This is a genomic window from Marivita cryptomonadis (genome assembly GCF_002115725.1).
Classification (GTDB): domain Bacteria; phylum Pseudomonadota; class Alphaproteobacteria; order Rhodobacterales; family Rhodobacteraceae; genus Marivita; species Marivita cryptomonadis.
Genome location: NZ_JFKD01000006.1, coordinates 89925 through 108023, shown reverse-complemented (window position 1 = coordinate 108023; position 18099 = coordinate 89925). Strand labels below are relative to the sequence as shown.

The 18099-nt window shown below is 58.5% G+C and carries 19 protein-coding genes; 18 read left to right on the top strand and 1 reads right to left on the bottom strand.

Annotated features, from left to right (window positions below; genetic code table 11):
- Window positions 1-36: 36 nt before the first annotated feature.
- The 11 genes from coxB (at window position 37) to MCRY_RS08420 (ending at window position 9887) form a co-directional block, all read left to right on the top strand.
- Complete coding sequence (gene coxB / locus MCRY_RS08465) at window positions 37-915, top strand: cytochrome c oxidase subunit II (RefSeq protein WP_085629064.1); 879 nt, start codon at window positions 37-39, stop codon at window positions 913-915.
- 74 nt (window positions 916-989) lie between these two features.
- Window positions 990-1931 carry a heme o synthase gene (gene cyoE / locus MCRY_RS08460; RefSeq protein WP_085629063.1) on the top strand — a complete coding sequence of 314 codons (942 nt, stop codon included), beginning with the start codon at window positions 990-992 and terminating at the stop codon, window positions 1929-1931.
- A complete protein-coding gene (locus MCRY_RS22840) occupies window positions 1928-2092 on the top strand; it encodes a hypothetical protein (RefSeq protein WP_171046188.1) in 165 nt (54 codons plus the stop codon). Before cyoE ends, MCRY_RS22840 begins: the two co-directional genes overlap by 4 nt.
- Entirely contained in the window at window positions 2089-2676 is a 588-nt protein-coding gene (locus tag MCRY_RS08455; RefSeq protein WP_085629062.1) for a cytochrome c oxidase assembly protein, read from the top strand. Before MCRY_RS22840 ends, MCRY_RS08455 begins: the two co-directional genes overlap by 4 nt.
- A 22-nt stretch (window positions 2677-2698) precedes the next feature.
- A complete protein-coding gene (locus MCRY_RS08450; protein ID WP_085629061.1) occupies window positions 2699-3499 on the top strand; it encodes a cytochrome c oxidase subunit 3 in 801 nt (266 codons plus the stop codon).
- Between the two features lie 102 nt (window positions 3500-3601).
- A complete protein-coding gene (locus MCRY_RS08445; RefSeq protein WP_085629060.1) occupies window positions 3602-4279 on the top strand; it encodes an SURF1 family protein in 678 nt (225 codons plus the stop codon).
- Between the two features lie 6 nt (window positions 4280-4285).
- Window positions 4286-5674: a threonine synthase gene (gene thrC, locus MCRY_RS08440; RefSeq protein WP_085629059.1), complete on the top strand. Its 1389-nt coding sequence runs from the start codon at window positions 4286-4288 to the stop codon at window positions 5672-5674.
- Complete coding sequence (locus MCRY_RS08435) at window positions 5671-6933, top strand: M16 family metallopeptidase (RefSeq protein ID WP_085629058.1); 1263 nt, start codon at window positions 5671-5673, stop codon at window positions 6931-6933. The genes thrC and MCRY_RS08435 overlap by 4 nt, the downstream gene beginning before the upstream one ends.
- A complete protein-coding gene (locus tag MCRY_RS08430; protein ID WP_085629057.1) occupies window positions 6933-7517 on the top strand; it encodes a GNAT family N-acetyltransferase in 585 nt (194 codons plus the stop codon). Before MCRY_RS08435 ends, MCRY_RS08430 begins: the two co-directional genes overlap by 1 nt.
- A gap of 92 nt (window positions 7518-7609) precedes the next feature.
- Complete coding sequence (locus tag MCRY_RS08425) at window positions 7610-8446, top strand: MBL fold metallo-hydrolase (RefSeq protein WP_085629056.1); 837 nt, start codon at window positions 7610-7612, stop codon at window positions 8444-8446.
- A 19-nt stretch (window positions 8447-8465) separates the two neighbouring features.
- A complete protein-coding gene (locus tag MCRY_RS08420; protein ID WP_085629055.1) occupies window positions 8466-9887 on the top strand; it encodes an FAD-binding oxidoreductase in 1422 nt (473 codons plus the stop codon).
- Here the strand turns inward: MCRY_RS08420 and MCRY_RS08415 are convergent.
- Complete coding sequence (locus tag MCRY_RS08415) at window positions 9879-10688, bottom strand: lytic transglycosylase domain-containing protein (protein ID WP_085629054.1); 810 nt, start codon at window positions 10686-10688, stop codon at window positions 9879-9881. The two genes, MCRY_RS08420 and MCRY_RS08415, sit on opposite strands and share 9 nt — an antisense overlap.
- A gap of 357 nt (window positions 10689-11045) precedes the next feature.
- Between MCRY_RS08415 and MCRY_RS08410 the strand changes: the two genes are divergently transcribed.
- The 7 genes from MCRY_RS08410 to MCRY_RS08380 all read left to right on the top strand — a co-directional run bounded on the left by MCRY_RS08410 (window position 11046) and on the right by MCRY_RS08380 (window position 18097).
- Complete coding sequence (locus tag MCRY_RS08410) at window positions 11046-11243, top strand: Flp family type IVb pilin (protein ID WP_085629185.1); 198 nt, start codon at window positions 11046-11048, stop codon at window positions 11241-11243.
- 293 nt (window positions 11244-11536) lie between these two features.
- Window positions 11537-11734 carry a Flp family type IVb pilin gene (locus tag MCRY_RS08405; protein ID WP_085629184.1) on the top strand — a complete coding sequence of 66 codons (198 nt, stop codon included), beginning with the start codon at window positions 11537-11539 and terminating at the stop codon, window positions 11732-11734.
- Window positions 11735-12058: 324 nt separating this feature from the next.
- The gene (gene cpaB / locus MCRY_RS08400; protein WP_085629053.1) at window positions 12059-12916 is read left to right on the top strand and encodes a Flp pilus assembly protein CpaB; all 858 of its coding nucleotides are present in this window, start codon (window positions 12059-12061) and stop codon (window positions 12914-12916) included.
- A gap of 194 nt (window positions 12917-13110) precedes the next feature.
- Window positions 13111-14532, top strand: a complete 1422-nt coding sequence (locus tag MCRY_RS08395) for a type II and III secretion system protein family protein (protein WP_085629052.1) — start codon at window positions 13111-13113, stop codon at window positions 14530-14532.
- A gap of 4 nt (window positions 14533-14536) precedes the next feature.
- Window positions 14537-15211, top strand: coding sequence for an OmpA family protein (locus MCRY_RS08390; protein WP_085629051.1), 675 nt, complete (start codon window positions 14537-14539; stop codon window positions 15209-15211).
- A gap of 193 nt (window positions 15212-15404) precedes the next feature.
- The gene (locus MCRY_RS08385; protein ID WP_085629050.1) at window positions 15405-16643 is read left to right on the top strand and encodes a CpaE/TadZ family protein; all 1239 of its coding nucleotides are present in this window, start codon (window positions 15405-15407) and stop codon (window positions 16641-16643) included.
- Between the two features lie 11 nt (window positions 16644-16654).
- Complete coding sequence (locus MCRY_RS08380; protein WP_085629049.1) at window positions 16655-18097, top strand: TadA family conjugal transfer-associated ATPase; 1443 nt, start codon at window positions 16655-16657, stop codon at window positions 18095-18097.
- Window positions 18098-18099: the final 2 nt, after the last annotated feature.

Sequence of the window (18099 nt, the reverse complement as noted above, 5' to 3'; positions counted from 1 at the left end):
CATTTTGACAGAACACGCAACCGATCAGGGTAAGACATGCAACTCAAATCTTTGCTCTTGGGTCTGGCCACCACCTTCACCGCCGCACCGGCGTTTGCGCAGCAGACGCTTGAGACGATTGGCGTTCCGGTGGACCGGGGAACAGGCTTTCAACCCGCGGCAACCGAACTGGCGCGCGACCTTCAATGGCTTGATGGGATGCTCCTCATCATCATCACCGCCATTGTGCTTTTTGTGACCGGGCTCCTCGCCTACTGCATCGTGCGCTACAATCGCCGTGCCAACCCGACGCCATCCAGCTTCACCCACAACACGCCGATCGAGATCGCATGGACCGTGGGTCCGATCCTGATCCTCGTGTTCATCGGCGCGTTCTCGCTGCCGGTGCTGTTCAAGCAGCAGGAAATCCCCGAAGGCGACCTGACCATCAAGGTCACCGGTTACCAGTGGTACTGGGGCTACGAGTATATTGGCGAAGACCTTGCCTATGACGGCTACATGATTGGTTCGCCCTTCACTGGTGGCGACAACCGGATGTCCGCAGATGTCGAGGCACAGCTGATCGAAGCAGGCTACCGCAAGGAAGATTTCCTGCTGGCAACAGATACCGCCGTGGTCGTGCCGGTCGGCAAGACCGTCGTGATGCAGGTGACTGGCGCGGACGTGATCCACTCGTGGACGATTCCGGCCTTTGGTGTGAAGCAGGACGCGGTCCCCGGTCGTCTGGCCGAACTGTGGTTCACCGCCGAGAAAGAAGGCGTTTACTTCGGCCAGTGTTCCGAGCTTTGCGGCCTTGCGCATGCGTATATGCCGATCACCGTCAAAGTGGTCAGCGAGGCCACATATGATGCGTGGCTCGAAGCGTCCAAGAACGAAGGCGGCTATGTCGATGTCCGCACGCTTCTGACCAACTAAGACCAAAGGGCGCACGCGGACCCCGCGTGCGCCCCCCTGACCGGCCCATCTGACCCAACGCAGTTGAGACACACGTGACCGATACAAGCATCAACACCCAGTCGCTCAGTGCCGAAATTGACGCGCAATTCAGCGATTATTTCGCTCTTCTGAAACCGCGTGTAATGACGCTTGTCGTGTTCACCGCCTTCGTCGGCCTGCTTGCTGCGCCAAACGCGGTGCACCCGTTCATCGGGTTCTGCGCGATCCTGTTTATCGCCATTGGCGGCGGCGCATCCGGCGCACTGAACATGTGGTGGGATGCTGATATCGACGCTGTGATGAAGCGCACCCAGCGCCGCCCGATCCCTGCGGGCAAAGTTACCGGCGACGAAGCCTTTGCCATCGGCATGGCACTTTCGGCATTCTCGGTTGTGTTTCTTGGCCTTGCGACGAACTGGTTTGCAGCGGGACTGCTGGCCTTTACCATCTTCTTTTACGTCGTGATCTACACGATGTGGCTCAAGCGCTGGACACCGCAGAACATCGTCATCGGTGGTGCGGCAGGTGCGTTCCCTCCGATGATCGGCTGGGCTGCGGCAACCGGCGGTGTGAGCGTTGAATCCGTTCTCATGTTCTGCCTGACGTTCATGTGGACGCCCCCGCATTTCTGGGCGCTGGCGCTGTTCATGCGCAAAGACTACGACAATGCCGACGTGCCGATGCTGACCGTGACCCACGGTCGCCGCGCGACGCGCAATCACATTCTGGTCTACACTGTTCTACTGGCGATCCTTGCCGTTGCCGCAGGTTTCACTTCGATCGGCGGGCCGGTCTACATCGCCACATCCGTTGTGCTGAACGCTATGTTCCTGCGTGGCGCGGTCCAGATTTGGCGTCGGGACGAAGATATGTCCGAAGAGGACAACTTCCTGGCCGAGCGCAAGTTCTTCAAACTGTCCCTGCTCTATCTCTTCGCCCATTTCGGTGCGATCCTGATCGAAGCGGGTCTCGATAAGATCGGGGTTTGGGGATGAGCCTGTCCAAGCAACATGAACTTCACGAGCGCCGTTATGGCCGCAACGTGGGTGTCGGTCTGGTCCTTGCGGGGTTGATCGCCATCGTGTTCGGTCTGACGGTCGTCAAAGTGACCCGCGGGGATTACGAGACCCCGGCAACCACAACGGTGAGCGAATGAAACCTCTTGATCCAAAGAAAAAGACCGCCCTTCAGGCCTTTGCCGTTGTCGTTTTCATGGGCGGCTTGGGATGGGCCTCGGTGCCTCTGTACGATTGGTTCTGCCGCGTGACCGGCTTTGGTGGCACAACAAATGTGGCCGAGGCGGGCAGCGTCGAGATCGTGGACCGTACGATCAAGGTGCGCTTTGACGCCTCACTCGAACGCGGCATGCCGTGGGAATTCAAGCCGATGCAGCTCGAAGTGGAGCTGCGTCTGGGCGAAGAAGGCCTGGCCTTCTACGAAGCCTATAACCCAACGGACCGCCCAATTGCGGGGACCGCAAGCTACAACGTGGCGCCCTATGGCGCTGGACTCTATTTCTCGAAGATCGCGTGTTTCTGCTTTGAAGAGCAGATTCTGATGCCGGGCGAACGGGTCGAGATGCCCGTCAGCTTTTTTGTCGATCCCGATATCATGAACGACACCGACGCGAAATTCGCGAAACACATCACCCTGTCCTATACGTTCCACGAGATTGATCTGCCCGAAGAAGCGCAGGCAATGCTTGATGCGGAACGGACCGACAGCGGTTCTTTGAACTAACGCCTAGCCACGAGGGACCAAAATGGCGCACGCAAAAGATCATGACTATCACATCCTGAACCCCTCCGTCTGGCCGTTCATCGGCGCGGTTGCGGGCTTCTTGATGCTCTTCGGGGCGGTTCTGTGGATGCACGGCAGTGGCCCCTGGCTGTTCCTTATCGGCTTGGTTGGCGTTCTCTACACTATGTTTGCATGGTGGTCGGACGTCGTCGCCGAAAGCCACGTGGGCGATCACACCCCGGTTGTGCGGATCGGCCTGAAGTACGGCTTTATTCTTTTCATCATGTCCGAAGTCATGTTCTTCGCGGCATGGTTCTGGAGCTTCTTCAAGCACGCCATGTACCCGATGGGCCCGGACAGCCCGGCCATCGACGGTGTCTGGCCGCCCGTGGGGATCGAAACGTTTGACCCATGGCACCTGCCGCTGATCAACACGCTGATCCTGCTGTGTTCGGGTGCGGCTGCCACATGGGCGCACCACGCGCTTGTGCACGAAGACAACCGTGAAGACATGAAGTGGGGTCTGATCATCGCCATCGCACTCGGCGCGATCTTCACCGTGCTTCAGGTCTATGAGTACAGCCACGCTGGCTTTGGCTTTGCGGGCAACATCTACGGTGCCAACTTCTTTATGGCGACAGGCTTCCACGGTGCGCACGTCGTGATCGGGACGATCTTTCTGTTCGTCTGTCTGCTGCGCCTGACACGCGGTCACTTCACGCAGGAAAAGCACATCGGCTTCGAAGCCGCTGCATGGTACTGGCACTTCGTGGACGTGGTGTGGCTCTTCCTCTTTGCCGCAGTCTACGTCTGGGGTCAGTAACCTGACCCGACACGGGCGTTCCGGCTTGAACCGGAACGACCAACAAGGATAAAGCAAGGCGCGCCGGTTCGGCGCGCCTTTATCACTCTCAGGAGTCACCTCTTGTCCCGCACCACCCTGCCCCTTTTGACCGGTCTGCTTGGCACAGCGATCCTCGTGTGGCTTGGAACGTGGCAATTGGATCGGCTTGAGTGGAAACAAGGCATCCTGACTGAGATCGAAAGCCGCATAGGCGGCGATCCTGCCCCCCTGCCTGCCACCGGCGATCCGGAAAGTGACAGGTATCAACCGGTACAGTTGAACGGTACGATTGAACCCGACGAACTGTACGTTTTGGTGTCCCGCAAACGCGTTGGTGCAGGGTATCTCGTGATATCACCGTTCGTGACCGAAGATGGCCGACGCATCCTTTTGGACCGCGGGTTCATCCGTGTCGAAGATCGCGACACACCGCGTGATGGCGGCACCAAAGAAATCACCGGCAACCTGCACTGGCCAGATGACCGCACATCTTCGACACCCGAGAACGACGTGGCGGGCAACACATGGTTCGCGCGCGACATCGCCGCGATGTCGGAAGCCCTGAACACAGAGCCCCTATTGGTGATTGCCCGCAACATGTCGCCCTCTGATCCCGGCGTGACGCCCCTGCCGGTGGACACGAGCGGCATTCCAAACGATCACCTGCAATACGCGATCACGTGGTTCTCGCTGGCCGCTGTTTGGCTGATTGGAACCATCGCGCTGGTATGGCGCTTGCGACAGACGAAGGAAGGCTAAAGCCCGATGCAGTATATCTCGACCCGCGGCAAAGCCCCGGCGCTTGGTTTTGAAGACACGATGTTGTCGGGCCTTGCCCGGGATGGCGGCCTTTACGTGCCGGAAACCATCCCGACGCTTAGCACTGACGACATTCGCGCCATGCACGGGCTGTCCTACGAAGAGATCGCGTTCCGCGTGATGCGGCCTTTCGTAGGCGATGCCTTCACAGACGAGGTGTTCGCCGACCTGATCACCAAGGCCTATGCCGGGTTTGGGCACGATGCCCGCGCGCCGTTGGTGCAACTGGGCAACGGGCATTTCCTGCTCGAGCTGTTCCACGGCCCGACACTCGCTTTCAAAGACTTCGCGATGCAGCTTATTGGACAGATGTTCCAAGAGGCGCTTTCCCGAAGTGACAAGCGTGTGACCATCGTCGGCGCGACAAGTGGCGATACAGGGTCGGCTGCCATCGAGGCGTTCCGGGGACTGGATGCGGTTGATGTGTTCATCCTCTACCCGCATGGCCGCGTGTCCGACGTGCAGCGCCGCCAGATGACCACACCGACCGAATCCAATGTCCATTCGCTTGCGCTCGACGGTGACTTTGACGACTGTCAGGCGCGCCTCAAGGACATGTTCAACCATTTCGAATTCCGCGATGCGGTGAAACTCGCCGGGGTGAACTCCATCAATTGGGGCCGTGTGCTGGCGCAGGTGGTCTATTATTTCTCGTCCGCAGTGTCTTTGGGCGCACCGGATCGCAAGGTCAGCTTCACAGTCCCCACCGGCAACTATGGCGACATTTTCGCGGGCTACATCGCCAAGCGCATGGGTCTGCCAATTGACCGTCTTGTGGTGGCGACGAACCAGAACGACATCCTGCACCGCTGCCTGAGCACCGGCGGCTATGTCACTGACAGCGTGACCCCGTCAATCAGCCCGTCGATGGACATTCAGGTTTCGTCGAACTTTGAACGCGCTCTGTTCGACGCCTACAACCGCGATGGCAATGCGGTGGCGCAGTTGATGGATGAACTGAAGGCAGGTGGGTTCCATGTCAGCCAAGGTGCGATGGACGTGCTGCGCGATCATTATGACAGTGGCCGGGTGTCCGAGGACAAAACGCTGGCGATGATTGCCCACGCGAACGCGCATATGGGCGAATTGCTCTGTCCGCACTCTGCCATTGGTGTGGCTGTGGCCGAAGCCCAGCGCGACCCGAATGTCCCCATGATCACCCTTGCCACGGCGCACCCGGCGAAATTCCCCGACGCGGTCGAAAAAGCCAGCGGCATTCGCCCGCCCCTGCCCGAGCGCATGGCGGATCTTTTTGATCGCGAGGAACGCGTCACCCGTGTTCCCAACGACCTCGAGCAACTTGAAACCCTTATCAAAGATCGGATCGCCTCTTGACCGTCCAGACCGCCACACTTCCCAACGGCTTCCGCATTGTGACCGAGCATATGCCCGGTCTGGAAAGTGCGGCCATCGGCATCTGGGTCACCGCAGGCGGGCGGCACGAACGCCCCGAACAGAACGGTATCGCGCATTTTCTGGAGCACATGGCGTTCAAGGGCACCGAGACGCGTTCTGCTTTGCAGATCGCCGAAGCCATTGAAGACGTGGGCGGCTATATCAATGCCTACACCTCGCGCGAAGTGACCGCCTATTACGCCCGAGTGCTACGCAATGATGTGGGTCTGGCTCTGGACGTGGTGGCCGACATCCTGCGCAATCCGGTCTTCGACCCCAAGGAAATCGAGGTCGAGCGCCACGTGATCCTGCAGGAAATCGGGCAGGCCGCGGATACACCGGACGACATCATCTTCGACTGGTTGCAGGAAAAGGCATACCCTGACCAACCCATCGGGCGCACCATCCTTGGCGAGACAGACCGCGTTTCCGGTTTTTCGAAAGAAGATCTGGCGACATTCGTTTCCGAACACTATGGGCCTGATCAGATGATCCTGTCTGCCGCTGGTGCGGTGGACCATGACGATATCGTCAAACAAGCCGAAGCGCTTTTTGGAGATATGGTCTCGCGCCCGTTCCTGACCGCAGACGCGGCCCGGTTCCACGGCGGTGAAAGCCGCAAGGTCAAGGATCTCGAACAGGCGCATTTGGCACTTGCCTTTGAATCGCCGGGATATCGCGACCCGAACTTCTATGCCGCGCAGGTCTATTCCGTGGCCTTGGGCGGAGGGATGTCGAGCCGCCTGTTCCAGGAGATCCGCGAAAAGCGCGGATTGTGCTACACGATCTTTGCCCAGACCGGAGCCTATTCCGACACCGGGATGACAACGATCTATGCGGGGACAAGTGGGGAAGAGATCAAGGATCTCACTAACCTCACAATCGACGAAATGAAGCGCGCGGCTGATGATATGTCCCCTGCCGAGGTCGCCCGTGCCCGGGCGCAGATGAAAGCCGGGTTGCTGATGGGGCTGGAAAGCCCGTCCTCGCGCACAGAACGGCTGGCTCGAATGATCCAGATTTGGGGCGAAGTGCCGTCGCTTGAAGACACGGTGTCACGGATCGACAGCGTGACCACAGGTGACGTGCGGGCGTTTGGGGAAAATCTGGTTCACAAGGCTCCGGCTGCCATGGCGCTTTACGGGCCTGTCGGGGCAGCCCCCGATCTGACCGCCCTGTCCCAACGCCGCGTGGCCTGATGCTCAGTCTGCGGCGCAAGCTTCGGCTCGACACCGAGCGGATGGTGTTGCGCCCGCCGATCCACAGCGATTTCAACCCCTGGAGCGCCCTGCGGCGGGACAGTGAAGGCTTCTTGGCCAAATGGGAACCCAGCTGGGCCGAAGATCATCTGTCGCGTCGTGCGTTCACAAACCGCGTCTATTGGGCCAATCGCGCCATCGGCAATGGGTCGGCGGTGCCGCTGTTCCTGCAGCGGCGGAGCGACGACATGCTTCTGGGGGCAATCACGCTCGACAATATAAGACGTGGTCCGGCGCAAGCCGGCACCTTGGGGTACTGGATCGGGGAGCCTTTTGCCCGGCACGGCTATATGCGCGAGGCAATTGACGCGGTGGTGCACTATGCCTTCGATCGTCTGGATCTCAGCCGCATCGAGGCCGCGTGTCTTCCCGAGAACAAGGCTTCCAGAGGTCTGCTGGAAAAGGCAGGGTTCAAGTACGAGGGAGTGGCGCAAAGCTATCTTCAGATCGACGGGCGCTGGCGAACCCATGTTCTTTACGCGGCACTGCGGCTGGACCGTCGTGGGCGCACCGACGTCGGCTAGGGACGATACCAGTCAAATGGGGTTTGGCCCTCACGGCAGTTTTTCTAGACCGCCGCATCGTCTGCGCTATCTTCCGTGCAGGAGGTGGCGGAATGCGTTTCAAATCACTCTGGATGGCGCTGGCCATCGCAATCACAGGCAGCGCGGCGTTCGCTCAGGACACCCGCCGTCCCAGCCATTGCCTTGCCATCGCGGATGCGACACCCGGCATGGCGTATATCCAAAAGGCCTCATGGACTGCGCCTGTTGAGCAATATTCGGTTCGGATCAATTACGTTGCCCACGCAACGTTTCTCTTGCAGACCCCCGGAGGTCTGAACGTCGCCACGGATTTCACCGGATTTCTGGGAAACACGGCCCTGTTGCCTGACGTGGTGACAATGAATCACGCCCATGACACGCATTGGACGGCCAATCCCGACCCCGCCATCCCACATGTTCTACCCGGTTGGGGGCCGTTCGGTGAAGGGATCGACCATCATGTCGATCTGGGCGAAATGCTTGTGCGCAACGTGTCCACGGACATCCGTTCGCAATTCGGCGGACAAGAAGACAATGGCAATTCGATCTTCATCTTCGAGGTCGAAGGACTGTGCATCGGCCATCTTGGGCACCTGCATCATGAACCCAACGATGAGCAATATGCAGCCATCGGGCGTCTGGACGTGGTGATGGTCCCTGTGGATGGCGGCTACACCCTACCACGCGAGATGATGGTGCGGATTGTCGACAGGCTGCGATCCAGTGTCGTGATCCCGATGCACTGGTTTTCGGGCTTCGCTCTTGAGGCATTTCTCGAAGAGGTGCAGGACAGTTTCGTGATCGACCGCCGCGACAGTTCTTTCCTCGAAGTGTCATTGCGTGATCTGCCATCCCGTCCTACGGTTGTGGTCCTGCGTCCCGAATGGCTTCGCGACGCGCAGAATTGACTCATTCGGAGACCCGTTGATGCCACGCGACTCTGCCGATAGCGGCTTCATTGACGCCCTGTCGCACCATTTTCCTGCGGACATGTTTTCCCGCGCCGAGCAATCCTACCTTGAAGAACCACGTGGCCGCTATCAGGGCGCCCGCGGTTTCGTCGCCCGACCGCGCTCGACCGAGGAGGTCTCGGCGCTGGTGAAAGCCTGCGGCGAGGCCGGCGTCGGGATTGTTCCTTACGGCGGCGGTACTGGTCTGGTGGCTGGGCAGATCGCCCCGGAAGGCGAACCGGACATGCCCTTGATTCTATCGCTCGAACGCATGAACACCATCAGAGCCGTTTACCCACAGGAAAACGTACTGATCGCAGACGCCGGTGTGATTCTGGCAAACATCCAGAAGGCGGCGGAAGACGTCGACCGCCTGTTCCCCCTGTCGCTGGCGTCAGAAGGATCGGCGCGGATTGGCGGGCTACTGGGCACCAATGCCGGCGGCGTCAATGTCCTGCGCTATGGTAACACGCGTGATCTGTGCCTTGGGCTTGAGGTGGTCATGCCCGACGGGTCGATATGGAACGGCCTCAAACGCCTGCGCAAGGACAATACCGGGTATGACCTGCGCAACCTGATGATTGGGTCTGAGGGCACGCTTGGCGTGATCACCGGCGCGTCGCTCAAGCTGTTCCCGCGCCCTGCCAGCATCGGGACGGCAGTCTTTGTCATCCGCGATGCCGAAGCAGCACTAGAGCTGCTGTCACTGGCGAAATCACAACTTGGCGAAAGCATCAGCGCGTTCGAGCTGATGCATGGAAACGGGTTGGACTTTTTGCAGCAAACCATGCCGGACGTACGCAAACCCTTTGGAGATTATCACCCAGAGTGGATGATCCTGATGGACATCGGTCTGCCCAAGGGGCTGGACCCGCAAGAGGCTCTGGAGAACCTGTTCGTGTCGGCCGAAGCCGAAGGCATCGTGTCGGACGCGGTGATCGCGCAATCCGAGACTCAGCGGAACGACTTCTGGGCCGTGCGCGAGTTGATCCCGATTGCGAACCGTCAGATCGGTGCCGTATCGAGCCATGACGTGTCCGTACCGTTGAGCGAACTGCCTCACTTCATTGCCCGCGTCTGGCAAAGCATCGCGCAGGTCGGCGAATTCCGGATCAATTGCTTTGGCCATGTCGGGGACGGCAACCTGCATTGCAACGTGTTCCCCCCCGAGGGCAAGTCGCGTGATCTGTTCCTTGAGGAGACAAAGCAGATCAAGCGGATGGTGCATGACATCGCCAATGAACTTGGTGGAACGTTCAGCGCCGAACATGGCGTCGGTCGGGCCAAGAAGGCCGATCTTGCGCGGTATGGTGATCCGGCCAAGCTGGCCGCGATGCGGGCCATCAAAGACGCGCTTGATCCCAAGGGGATCATGAATCCCGGTGCCGTTCTATCGTGACGCCACGCGAAACACGCACCCGTCGGTGACAAGCTGGGGCGGCGTGAGGCAAAGCCCTTTCGCCGTCTGGAACGCCTGCAGCACCTTGGGCACGTAGGCCCGGGTCTCGGCATAATCCGGCACACCGCTGGCCCGCACCACAGCGTTCTCGCCCGCGTTATACCCGGCCAGAACCAGAATCACATCGTTGTCGAACTTCTCCATCAGGAAATCGAGGAACGCGACGCCCCCCTTGATGTTCTGAGACGGCGAGAAACTGTCCGACACCCCGAACCGTTCCGCAGTGGCTGGCATCAATTGCATCAACCCCTGTGCCCCGACCGAGCTTTGCGCATCGACGCGACCGGCGGATTCGACGGAAATCACAGCGAGCGCCAAAGCCGGTGACACGCGGGTGCCCACAGTGTGCAGCAAGATGTCCTTGCCATGACGTTCGGCGATCCCCTGAAGATCCTGCAAACGGGGGCCTGCAATGCCCTGCCCCGAAGGCGGGTTTGAAAGGCGCACCAGCGCCGGTTCCAACCGTCCCGGACCCTTTGCCTCGAGTGACGGCGAGATTTCGCTCCAGAACCACGCAAGGGTTTCCCCACCCGGCGCACGAGGTTGGGGCGCCGAGGCAGAAGGTGCTGCGGGCACACTTGGGGCCTGTGGTGCGATTTGCACCGTGATCCGCTTTTTGGCGCTAGAAGACGGCGGTTTTACCCGCTTGGCGGAAAACTCGGGAAAGGGCGGTGGATCAGCCACAGCGTCGCCCATGCCGAGGGTCATGGCCACCAATGCCATCACAACATACCGTTTCATATGCAGGCTCCTGCTCGATGCCCGTTATTTGTTTGGCCCAATCATGACACAATCCCGGATTGAAGACCATTTCGTTTCTCATTTGCATTCAATGCTATTCATCTGATTGCGCGATTCCGCAGAAAATACCGAAAGTTTTAGGGTGTGAAAACTTTTAATTTATTACTTTTCAATGACTTAATGGAATTTCATTAACTTTCTTGCTAAGCTGCAAAATCGGTCCAATGCGGTCAAACTGCTGCCCCAATCCGACAGCTATAAGTACTCATCCAAGACGGGGTGGAGCGAATGAGAGAGCGCTCAACACAAAGTCCCGAGCTTGGCCAACGTGAGCAAACTAGGACTATGGAGATCAAAATGATCAAATTCATCAAAAACTTCCGTAACGACGAAGACGGTGCCGTGACAGTTGACTGGGTCGTTCTGACCGCTGCTGTGGTTGGCCTCGCAATTGCTGCTTATGGCGCGATCCAGACCAACACCGACGCCGTTCTGACGTCGACTGGTGGCGCGGTTCTCGGCGCACAAGACTGGCTGCCGGCGGCTGCTGACTAATAAGTTGATAGCCATCAACGGAAAAAGGCGCGCAGTTTGCGCGCCTTTTTTTCTGACTTCAGAACTGACAGCAAGACGACATTCAAAATTCAACTTCAAGAGTGTTTTCATGCCATTGACGATTTTCAATTACGTTCGAAGCGAATTGGAAATCAGACCAATGCTGTCAAACTGCTGCCCCAATCCAGCGATTATACTTCTTTGTCTAACAAGGGACGGCAGAAATTTGAAAGCGTTCAGCATTCAGTCCTGAACTTGGCCACCTCAAGCAAACTAGGACTATGGAAATCAAAATGATCAAATTCATCAAAAACTTCCGCAAAGACGAAGACGGTGCCGTGACAGTTGACTGGGTCGTTCTGACCGCCGCTGTTGTTGGCCTCGCAATTGCGGCTTACACCGCGATCCAGACCAACACCGACGCCGTTCTGACGTCGACCGGTGGCGCGGTTCTCGGCGCACAAGACTGGCTTCCGGCGGCTGCTGACTAATTTGTTGATAGCCATCAACGGAGAAAGGCGTGCGGTTGCGCGCCTTTTTTCCTTTTCGAACGGATCATCGGATCGGTCCCAGGGCAACGGCGCCCGATCGACCCGCCACGTGACGGTCAAAGTGCCGGTTCCCAAAGAGCTTGATGATCCGCGACCATCACACAGGACTTTGCCGTCTTCGCTCTGACACGTCGCCCCCCCCACCGGACTCCTCACTTTCGCCACAATCTGCCCAACAGGCAGACACAATGACCAAGTATCCCCAGAACTGAACCATGTTTCAGCGCCCGACCGGCGCATCATGGAAACATGTAAGGAGGCACTATGCGTATCGTCTTTGGACTTGTACTGATCGCGGGTCTGGCACTGGCCGGGTTTGCGGTCTACATGGCACAAAATTACATCGGCGCGTACCAAACCGCGCTTGAGCAGGAACGCAACAAGACAACGTCCAGCGTTCCGGTTCAGGGAATCTATGTGGCAACGCGCGCGCTGGACTACGGCGAGATCATCACCGATGAGGACATCGCTTTGATGCCCTGGCCGAAACAGACACTCCCGGACGACTTTTTCGACACGGCAAACCCGCTGAACGCGGAAGGCGCAGAGCTGCGTGTTACACTGCGTCCGATCGAAAAGAACGAAGCGATCATGGCCAGCAAGGTTAGCGAACCCGGTGCCGACGCGGGCCTGACCTCGCGGCTTGAGCGGGGACAACGTGCGTTTGCAATTAAGGTCGACGTGGCAACTGGCGTTTCGGGCTTCCTGCGACCCACCGACCGCGTTGACGTGTACTGGACAGGCCGCGTCCGCAGCAATGACCCGAACATGCCCAATGGTGAGGTCACCAAGCTGATCGAAACCGGAGTCAAATTGATCGCGATCGACCAGACCTCCGAAACAGACAATGCGCAGACCACAATTGCCCGCACCGTCACGGTCGCTGCAAGCCCGCAACAAGTCGCGTCATTGGCTCAGGCACAATCGACCGGACGTCTGTCCCTGTCGCTGATGGGCCGTAACGATGACACGGTTGCAGAGGTGATCGAAGTCGATCAGCGCGCGCTTTTGGGCATCACAGCCACAAAAGAAGTCGAAAAACCACGCTCTATTCAAGTTTGCACCATCCGGACGCGTCGCGGCGGTGAAGTGGTGGATATGCCCATCCCTTGTACAAATTGATGCAAATCGCACTGCATTTGGTGAAAACACCTTAATCCGACCCGAATGAGGCGCAGCATTATGTTGCGCCTTATCCACATGAAGCACCCCTCTGAAATCATTGATTCTTGCAATAAAAGCCGACTTGACGCAGCTTGGTGCAAATATCGGGCGCAAAGACCCACTTTTGAGGCGTGATCGGAAAGGCAGGTCACATGTATACGAGCAGTCCCTTCAAGGCCGTCCTGTTGGGCGCGGTTCTTGCTATTTCTCCGATGGCGCAAACGGCATTTGCTGAAACCTTGCGTGTCATCCGGACCAATACTGAATCGACACTGAACGTTCCCATGAACCGTGCAGTCGTGGTCGAAAGCGAGGTTCCCTTTGCTGAACTCAGCATTGCGAACCCGTCGATCGCTGACATCTCGTCTTTGTCGGACAGGACAATCTACGTGCTGGGCAAAACCCCCGGCACCACAACACTCACCATTCTGGACGGCAACGGCCAGTTGATCACCAATGTGGATGTCCGGGTCGCCCCGGACCTTACAGAATTCAAAGAACGTCTGCGGCAGATTCTTCCGGACGAGAAGATCGAAGTGCGGACGGCAAATGATGGCATCGTTCTGTCTGGTACAGTGTCGAGCACAATCCGGATGCAGCGCGCGCTTGATCTCGCAACGCGCTACGCACCTGAACGCGTGTCGAACTTGATGACCGTGGGCGGTGTCCAGCAAGTCATGCTCAAGGTGCGGTTCGCTGAAATGCAACGCTCCGTTTCGAAATCCCTGCAAGCCTCTCTGGCCACCGGCGGCTCTGTCCTTGATGGCGATCTGGGCCTTGAGCTTGGCACCGGCAACGCAGCCCCGCTGGCCGGGGTCGATTCTGTCGCGGATAAACTGGGCGCTGGCGCAGGATCGCAGGGCGCGATCATGTTCGGCTTCAACGCAGGTGGCCTCGAAGTGGGCATTCTGCTTGAAGCACTCGAGGCCAAAGGCGTTGTGCGCACACTAGCGGAACCGAACCTGACCTCTCTTTCCGGACAGGAAGCAACATTCCTTGCCGGTGGTGAATATCCGGTCCCAGTGTCGCAAGAAGACGGCGCGATCACAGTTGAATTCAAACCCTTCGGTGTCGAACTCAACTTTATCCCTCGGGTTCTGGATGGCGACTTGATCAACCTCGAACTCGAAGCAGCGGTGTCGTCCATCGACCCAAGCAGCGGCGTCGACATTGGCGCGATTCGGATCGACGGATTCAGCCGCCGGGAAACAACGACCACGGTTGAACTTCGCGACGGCGAAAGCTTTGCCATCGCAGGCCTGTTGCAGGACGATTTCCGGGACCTGAACAGTCAGGTGCCATGGCTTGGTGACATCCCCATTCTGGGTGCCTTGTTCCGCAGCGCCGAATATCAGCGCGAACAATCCGAACTGGTGATCATCATCACGCCGCACCTTGTGACACCGACACGCGGTGAAGCGCTTGCGCTGCCGACCGATCGTGTGCGTCCTCCCAGCGAAAAAGACCTGTTCCTCTTTGGCCGAGTTACAAGCGACTCGCGCAATCTGCAGGGTGCTGCAGGTGAAGTTGCCAAACAGGATTTCTCGGGTTCCTACGGTTATGTGATGGATTGAGGCGATGGCAGTACAAAAAAATCTTCGTGTCCCAATCGCCCTGACTGGCCTTGCCCTGTTGGCGGCCTGCGCCAGCAGCGACCCGGTGTACAGCGCCTTCCACCGCGAAGCTGGTGCCCTCTTGGATACGGGCAATTTCGGCACAGCCACCATGAATAACGTTCAGATCATGAATGGCGAGAAGCGCTACACCTACGATTTGTCGCAACGTTTCGCGAGCGAAGTCATGACAACCGTCAATTTCGCCTTCAACAGTGCGGTACTGGACAGCGGCGCGCAGGACACTCTGCGGGAACAGGCACAGTGGATTCGCCAGTTCCCCGAAGTGCGGTTCCGGGTTTACGGCCACACCGACGCCGTTGGCAGCGAAGTCTATAACAAAAGTCTGGGCCTGAACCGTGCGCATGCTGTTGTGAATTTCCTTGCCTCACAAGGCATTAGCAAGGACCGGCTTGAGGCTGTGGTGTCGTTCGGGGAAACCCAACCCCTGATCGTGACCGAAGGCCGTGAACGCCGTAACCGTCGTACCGTGACCGAGGTATCGGGCTTTGTCGGCTCGCATCCCACCGTTCTCGAAGGCCGATATGCCGAGATCATCTATCGCGAGTATATCAACAGTGCCGTGCCCAGAACCGCCCTTGAAGGCATCCAGGGCACCGACTTCCAATCCAGCCAATAAAGGCAAGGCCCCCACGGGGGCCATGCCACCGGCCTGAAATACCGTACAATTTCGGTATTTCGGCCCCAATGTTGCCAAGTTTTCCAACGACCTTCGGACAGTAGCAGTCCCTCCCGAGCGACTCGGGATTGGCGCATGTGGTGCGTGCAGAACGCCGCACGGATGCGCCGAGAAGTTAGAGGAAACGAGGCAAATGACGAGTATCCTTCCAAGCACCCCGCAGCCGGCGCCCCTATTGGCGTGCACGATCAGTCGGGATGTTCAGGAGTTCGATCTCCTGATTGAAGACATGGAAGCCGCGCTTGGCGAAGCGTGGGGAGACCTTGGCTTTGATGAGGCCCTGCATTTCTTTTCGCAGGAAGAGGGGGAAGCACTGGAATTCGTGGCCCTTGCCATCGACGAAGACGACGAAGCCAATGTCGATCATCTTTCCTCGATCATCGCGGCGGCCAAAGCCCGCAAGATCAAGGTTGTTCTGATCGCGCACGACGTGACACCGTCGGCGTTGCATCACCTGCTAAGGCAGGGCGCAGATGAATTTGTCCCCTACCCGCTTCCCGAAGGCGAACTGGCAGCCGCGATCGAACGGATGCGCGCGCCAGAAGCGCCGCAGGTCGTGGCGCGCAACGGGTCTGCCGTCAAACTGTCGAACGACGGCGACGGGGTGATTATCGCCGTGCAGGGCATGGCCGGGGGCTGCGGCGCCAGCACATTCGCGACAAATCTGGCTTGGGAGCTGGCGACGGTCACAAAAGAAAAAGGCCCGCGGGTCTGTATCATTGACCTTGGCCTGCAGTTCGGCGCGGTGTCCACATATCTCGATGTTCAGCGTCGAGAAGCGGTTTTGGAACTGTTGTCGGATACTGAATCCATGGACGAGGACAGCTTTGGACAAGCGCTTGTGACGTTTGAGGAAAAGCTGCACGTTTTCACCTCGCCCGCCGATCTTCCGCCGCTCGATATTATCGGGCAGACCGAAGTGCAGGCCCTGTTGGACACGGCATCGCGGCACTTCGACTTTGTCGTGGTCGATATGCCTCCCAGTTTGGTGCAATGGTCCGAAACCGTGCTCTGCGCCGCCCAGGTGTATTTCGGTGTTATCGAACTCGATATGCGGTCGGCTCAGAACACCTATCGCCTCAAACGCGCGCTACAAGCGGAAGACTTGCCGTTCGACAAGATCCGCTTTGTGCTCAACCGCGCTCCGAAATTCACCGACCTGCAAGGCAAAAGTCGTCTCAAACGCATGCAGGAAAGTCTCGAAATCTCGGTCGATCTGCATTTCCCGGATGGTGGCAAAGCAGTGTCCGAGGCTGGTGATCACGGTCAGCCATTGGCGCTGCAACAGCCCAAAAATGCACTGCGCAAGGAAATCGCAAAGCTCGCGCGGTCACTTTATGAAGTTGGCCGCTCCGAAGCCGAAGCCGCCTAAGGAGGACACGCATGTTTTCGCGTTACAAAAAGGCGGCCGTCGAGGTCGCACCCGCAGCCAAAGCCCCAGTGGCCAAGGTCGAAGCCCCGGCCAATTCACCGGGTCCAGCCAAAGCCCTGCGCAAGGTACTGCCAACAAAAGCCGCGGTGGCCGAAAGCGCCGATCGCGACAAGAAACGCAAAGAACGCCTGAGCGAAATCAAGCTCGAGCTTCACCGCGCGCTGCTGGACAACCTGAACCTTGCCGCGCTCGACCAGGCGACCGAAGCGCAGCTCAAGGAAGAGATCAGCGCGATCACAACCGAGAGCCTGCAGGAACGAGGCATGGTGCTCAACCGCGAAGAGCGGATGGCCCTGAACCAGGAACTATACGACGAGGTCAAGGGTCTTGGCCCGCTCGAGACATTGCTCAAAGACGAAACCATCAGCGATATTCTCGTCAACGGCCCACATAAGATCTTCGTGGAACGGTCGGGCAAGCTGCAACTCAGCGATGTGACCTTCAAGGACGAAAAGCACCTGATGCGGATCATCGACAAGATCGTGTCCGCTGTGGGCCGCCGCGTCGATGAATCCAACCCCTATGTGGACGCCCGTCTTCAGGACGGATCGCGTTTCAACGCAATGGTGCCGCCGATTGCGGTCGATGGGTCGCTGGTCTCCATTCGTAAGTTCAAAACCGACAAGCTGAGCATCGACGATCTGGTCAATTTCGGCGCCTTTACCGAAGAAATGGCCGTCTACCTGCAAGCCGCCGTGGCGACGCGCCTGAACATTATCGTGTCTGGCGGTACGGGTTCGGGTAAGACAACCACGCTCAACGCTCTCTCGTCCTTCATCGACGACAGCGAACGCATCCTGACAATCGAAGACACGGCGGAACTTCAGCTCCAGCAGACCCATGTGGGCCGAATGGAAAGCCGTCCGCCCAACGTTGAAGGCAAAGGTGCTGTTACACCCCGCGACTGTCTCAAGAACGCGCTCCGTATGCGTCCCGACCGCATCATCGTCGGCGAAACACGTGGCGAAGAAGTCATCGACATGTTGCAGGCGATGAACACCGGCCACGACGGTTCAATGACCACGATCCACGCCAACAGCGCCCGCGACGGCGTCAGCCGTCTGGAAAACATGATCGCGATGGCGGGGATCGAAATGCCGCTCAAGGCGATGCGGTCACAGATCTCTTCGGCTGTGAACCTGATTGTGCAGGCCTCGCGCTTGCAGGACGGCTCGCGGCGCATGACCTCGATCACCGAAATCACCGGGATGGAAGGTGAGGTCATCTCGATGCAGGAACTGTTCCGCTTCCAGCGGGTCGGCCTGACCCCTGAGAACAAGATCATCGGTCATTTCACGGCCACAGGCGTGCGCTCCAACTATGCCGAACGCTTCAAGATGTGGGGCTATGACCTGCCCCCGTCGATCTATGAACCCTTCAACGGGAACCACTGATT

What these genes read in the sequence shown, in the direction of transcription:
- coxB (WP_085629064.1), top strand. Translation starts at nt 37, where the DNA reads ATGCAACTCAAATCTTTGCTCTTGGGTCTGGCCACCACCTTCACCGCC.
- MCRY_RS22840 (WP_171046188.1), top strand. Translation starts at nt 1,928, where the DNA reads ATGAGCCTGTCCAAGCAACATGAACTTCACGAGCGCCGTTATGGCCGC.
- MCRY_RS08455 (WP_085629062.1), top strand. Translation starts at nt 2,089, where the DNA reads ATGAAACCTCTTGATCCAAAGAAAAAGACCGCCCTTCAGGCCTTTGCC.
- MCRY_RS08450 (WP_085629061.1), top strand. Translation starts at nt 2,699, where the DNA reads ATGGCGCACGCAAAAGATCATGACTATCACATCCTGAACCCCTCCGTC.
- thrC (WP_085629059.1), top strand. Translation starts at nt 4,286, where the DNA reads ATGCAGTATATCTCGACCCGCGGCAAAGCCCCGGCGCTTGGTTTTGAA.
- MCRY_RS08430 (WP_085629057.1), top strand. Translation starts at nt 6,933, where the DNA reads ATGCTCAGTCTGCGGCGCAAGCTTCGGCTCGACACCGAGCGGATGGTG.
- MCRY_RS08425 (WP_085629056.1), top strand. Translation starts at nt 7,610, where the DNA reads ATGCGTTTCAAATCACTCTGGATGGCGCTGGCCATCGCAATCACAGGC.
- MCRY_RS08420 (WP_085629055.1), top strand. Translation starts at nt 8,466, where the DNA reads ATGCCACGCGACTCTGCCGATAGCGGCTTCATTGACGCCCTGTCGCAC.
- MCRY_RS08415 (WP_085629054.1), bottom strand. Translation starts at nt 10,688, where the DNA reads ATGAAACGGTATGTTGTGATGGCATTGGTGGCCATGACCCTCGGCATG.
- MCRY_RS08410 (WP_085629185.1), top strand. Translation starts at nt 11,046, where the DNA reads ATGATCAAATTCATCAAAAACTTCCGTAACGACGAAGACGGTGCCGTG.
- MCRY_RS08405 (WP_085629184.1), top strand. Translation starts at nt 11,537, where the DNA reads ATGATCAAATTCATCAAAAACTTCCGCAAAGACGAAGACGGTGCCGTG.
- cpaB (WP_085629053.1), top strand. Translation starts at nt 12,059, where the DNA reads ATGCGTATCGTCTTTGGACTTGTACTGATCGCGGGTCTGGCACTGGCC.
- MCRY_RS08395 (WP_085629052.1), top strand. Translation starts at nt 13,111, where the DNA reads ATGTATACGAGCAGTCCCTTCAAGGCCGTCCTGTTGGGCGCGGTTCTT.
- MCRY_RS08390 (WP_085629051.1), top strand. Translation starts at nt 14,537, where the DNA reads ATGGCAGTACAAAAAAATCTTCGTGTCCCAATCGCCCTGACTGGCCTT.
- MCRY_RS08385 (WP_085629050.1), top strand. Translation starts at nt 15,405, where the DNA reads ATGACGAGTATCCTTCCAAGCACCCCGCAGCCGGCGCCCCTATTGGCG.
- MCRY_RS08380 (WP_085629049.1), top strand. Translation starts at nt 16,655, where the DNA reads ATGTTTTCGCGTTACAAAAAGGCGGCCGTCGAGGTCGCACCCGCAGCC.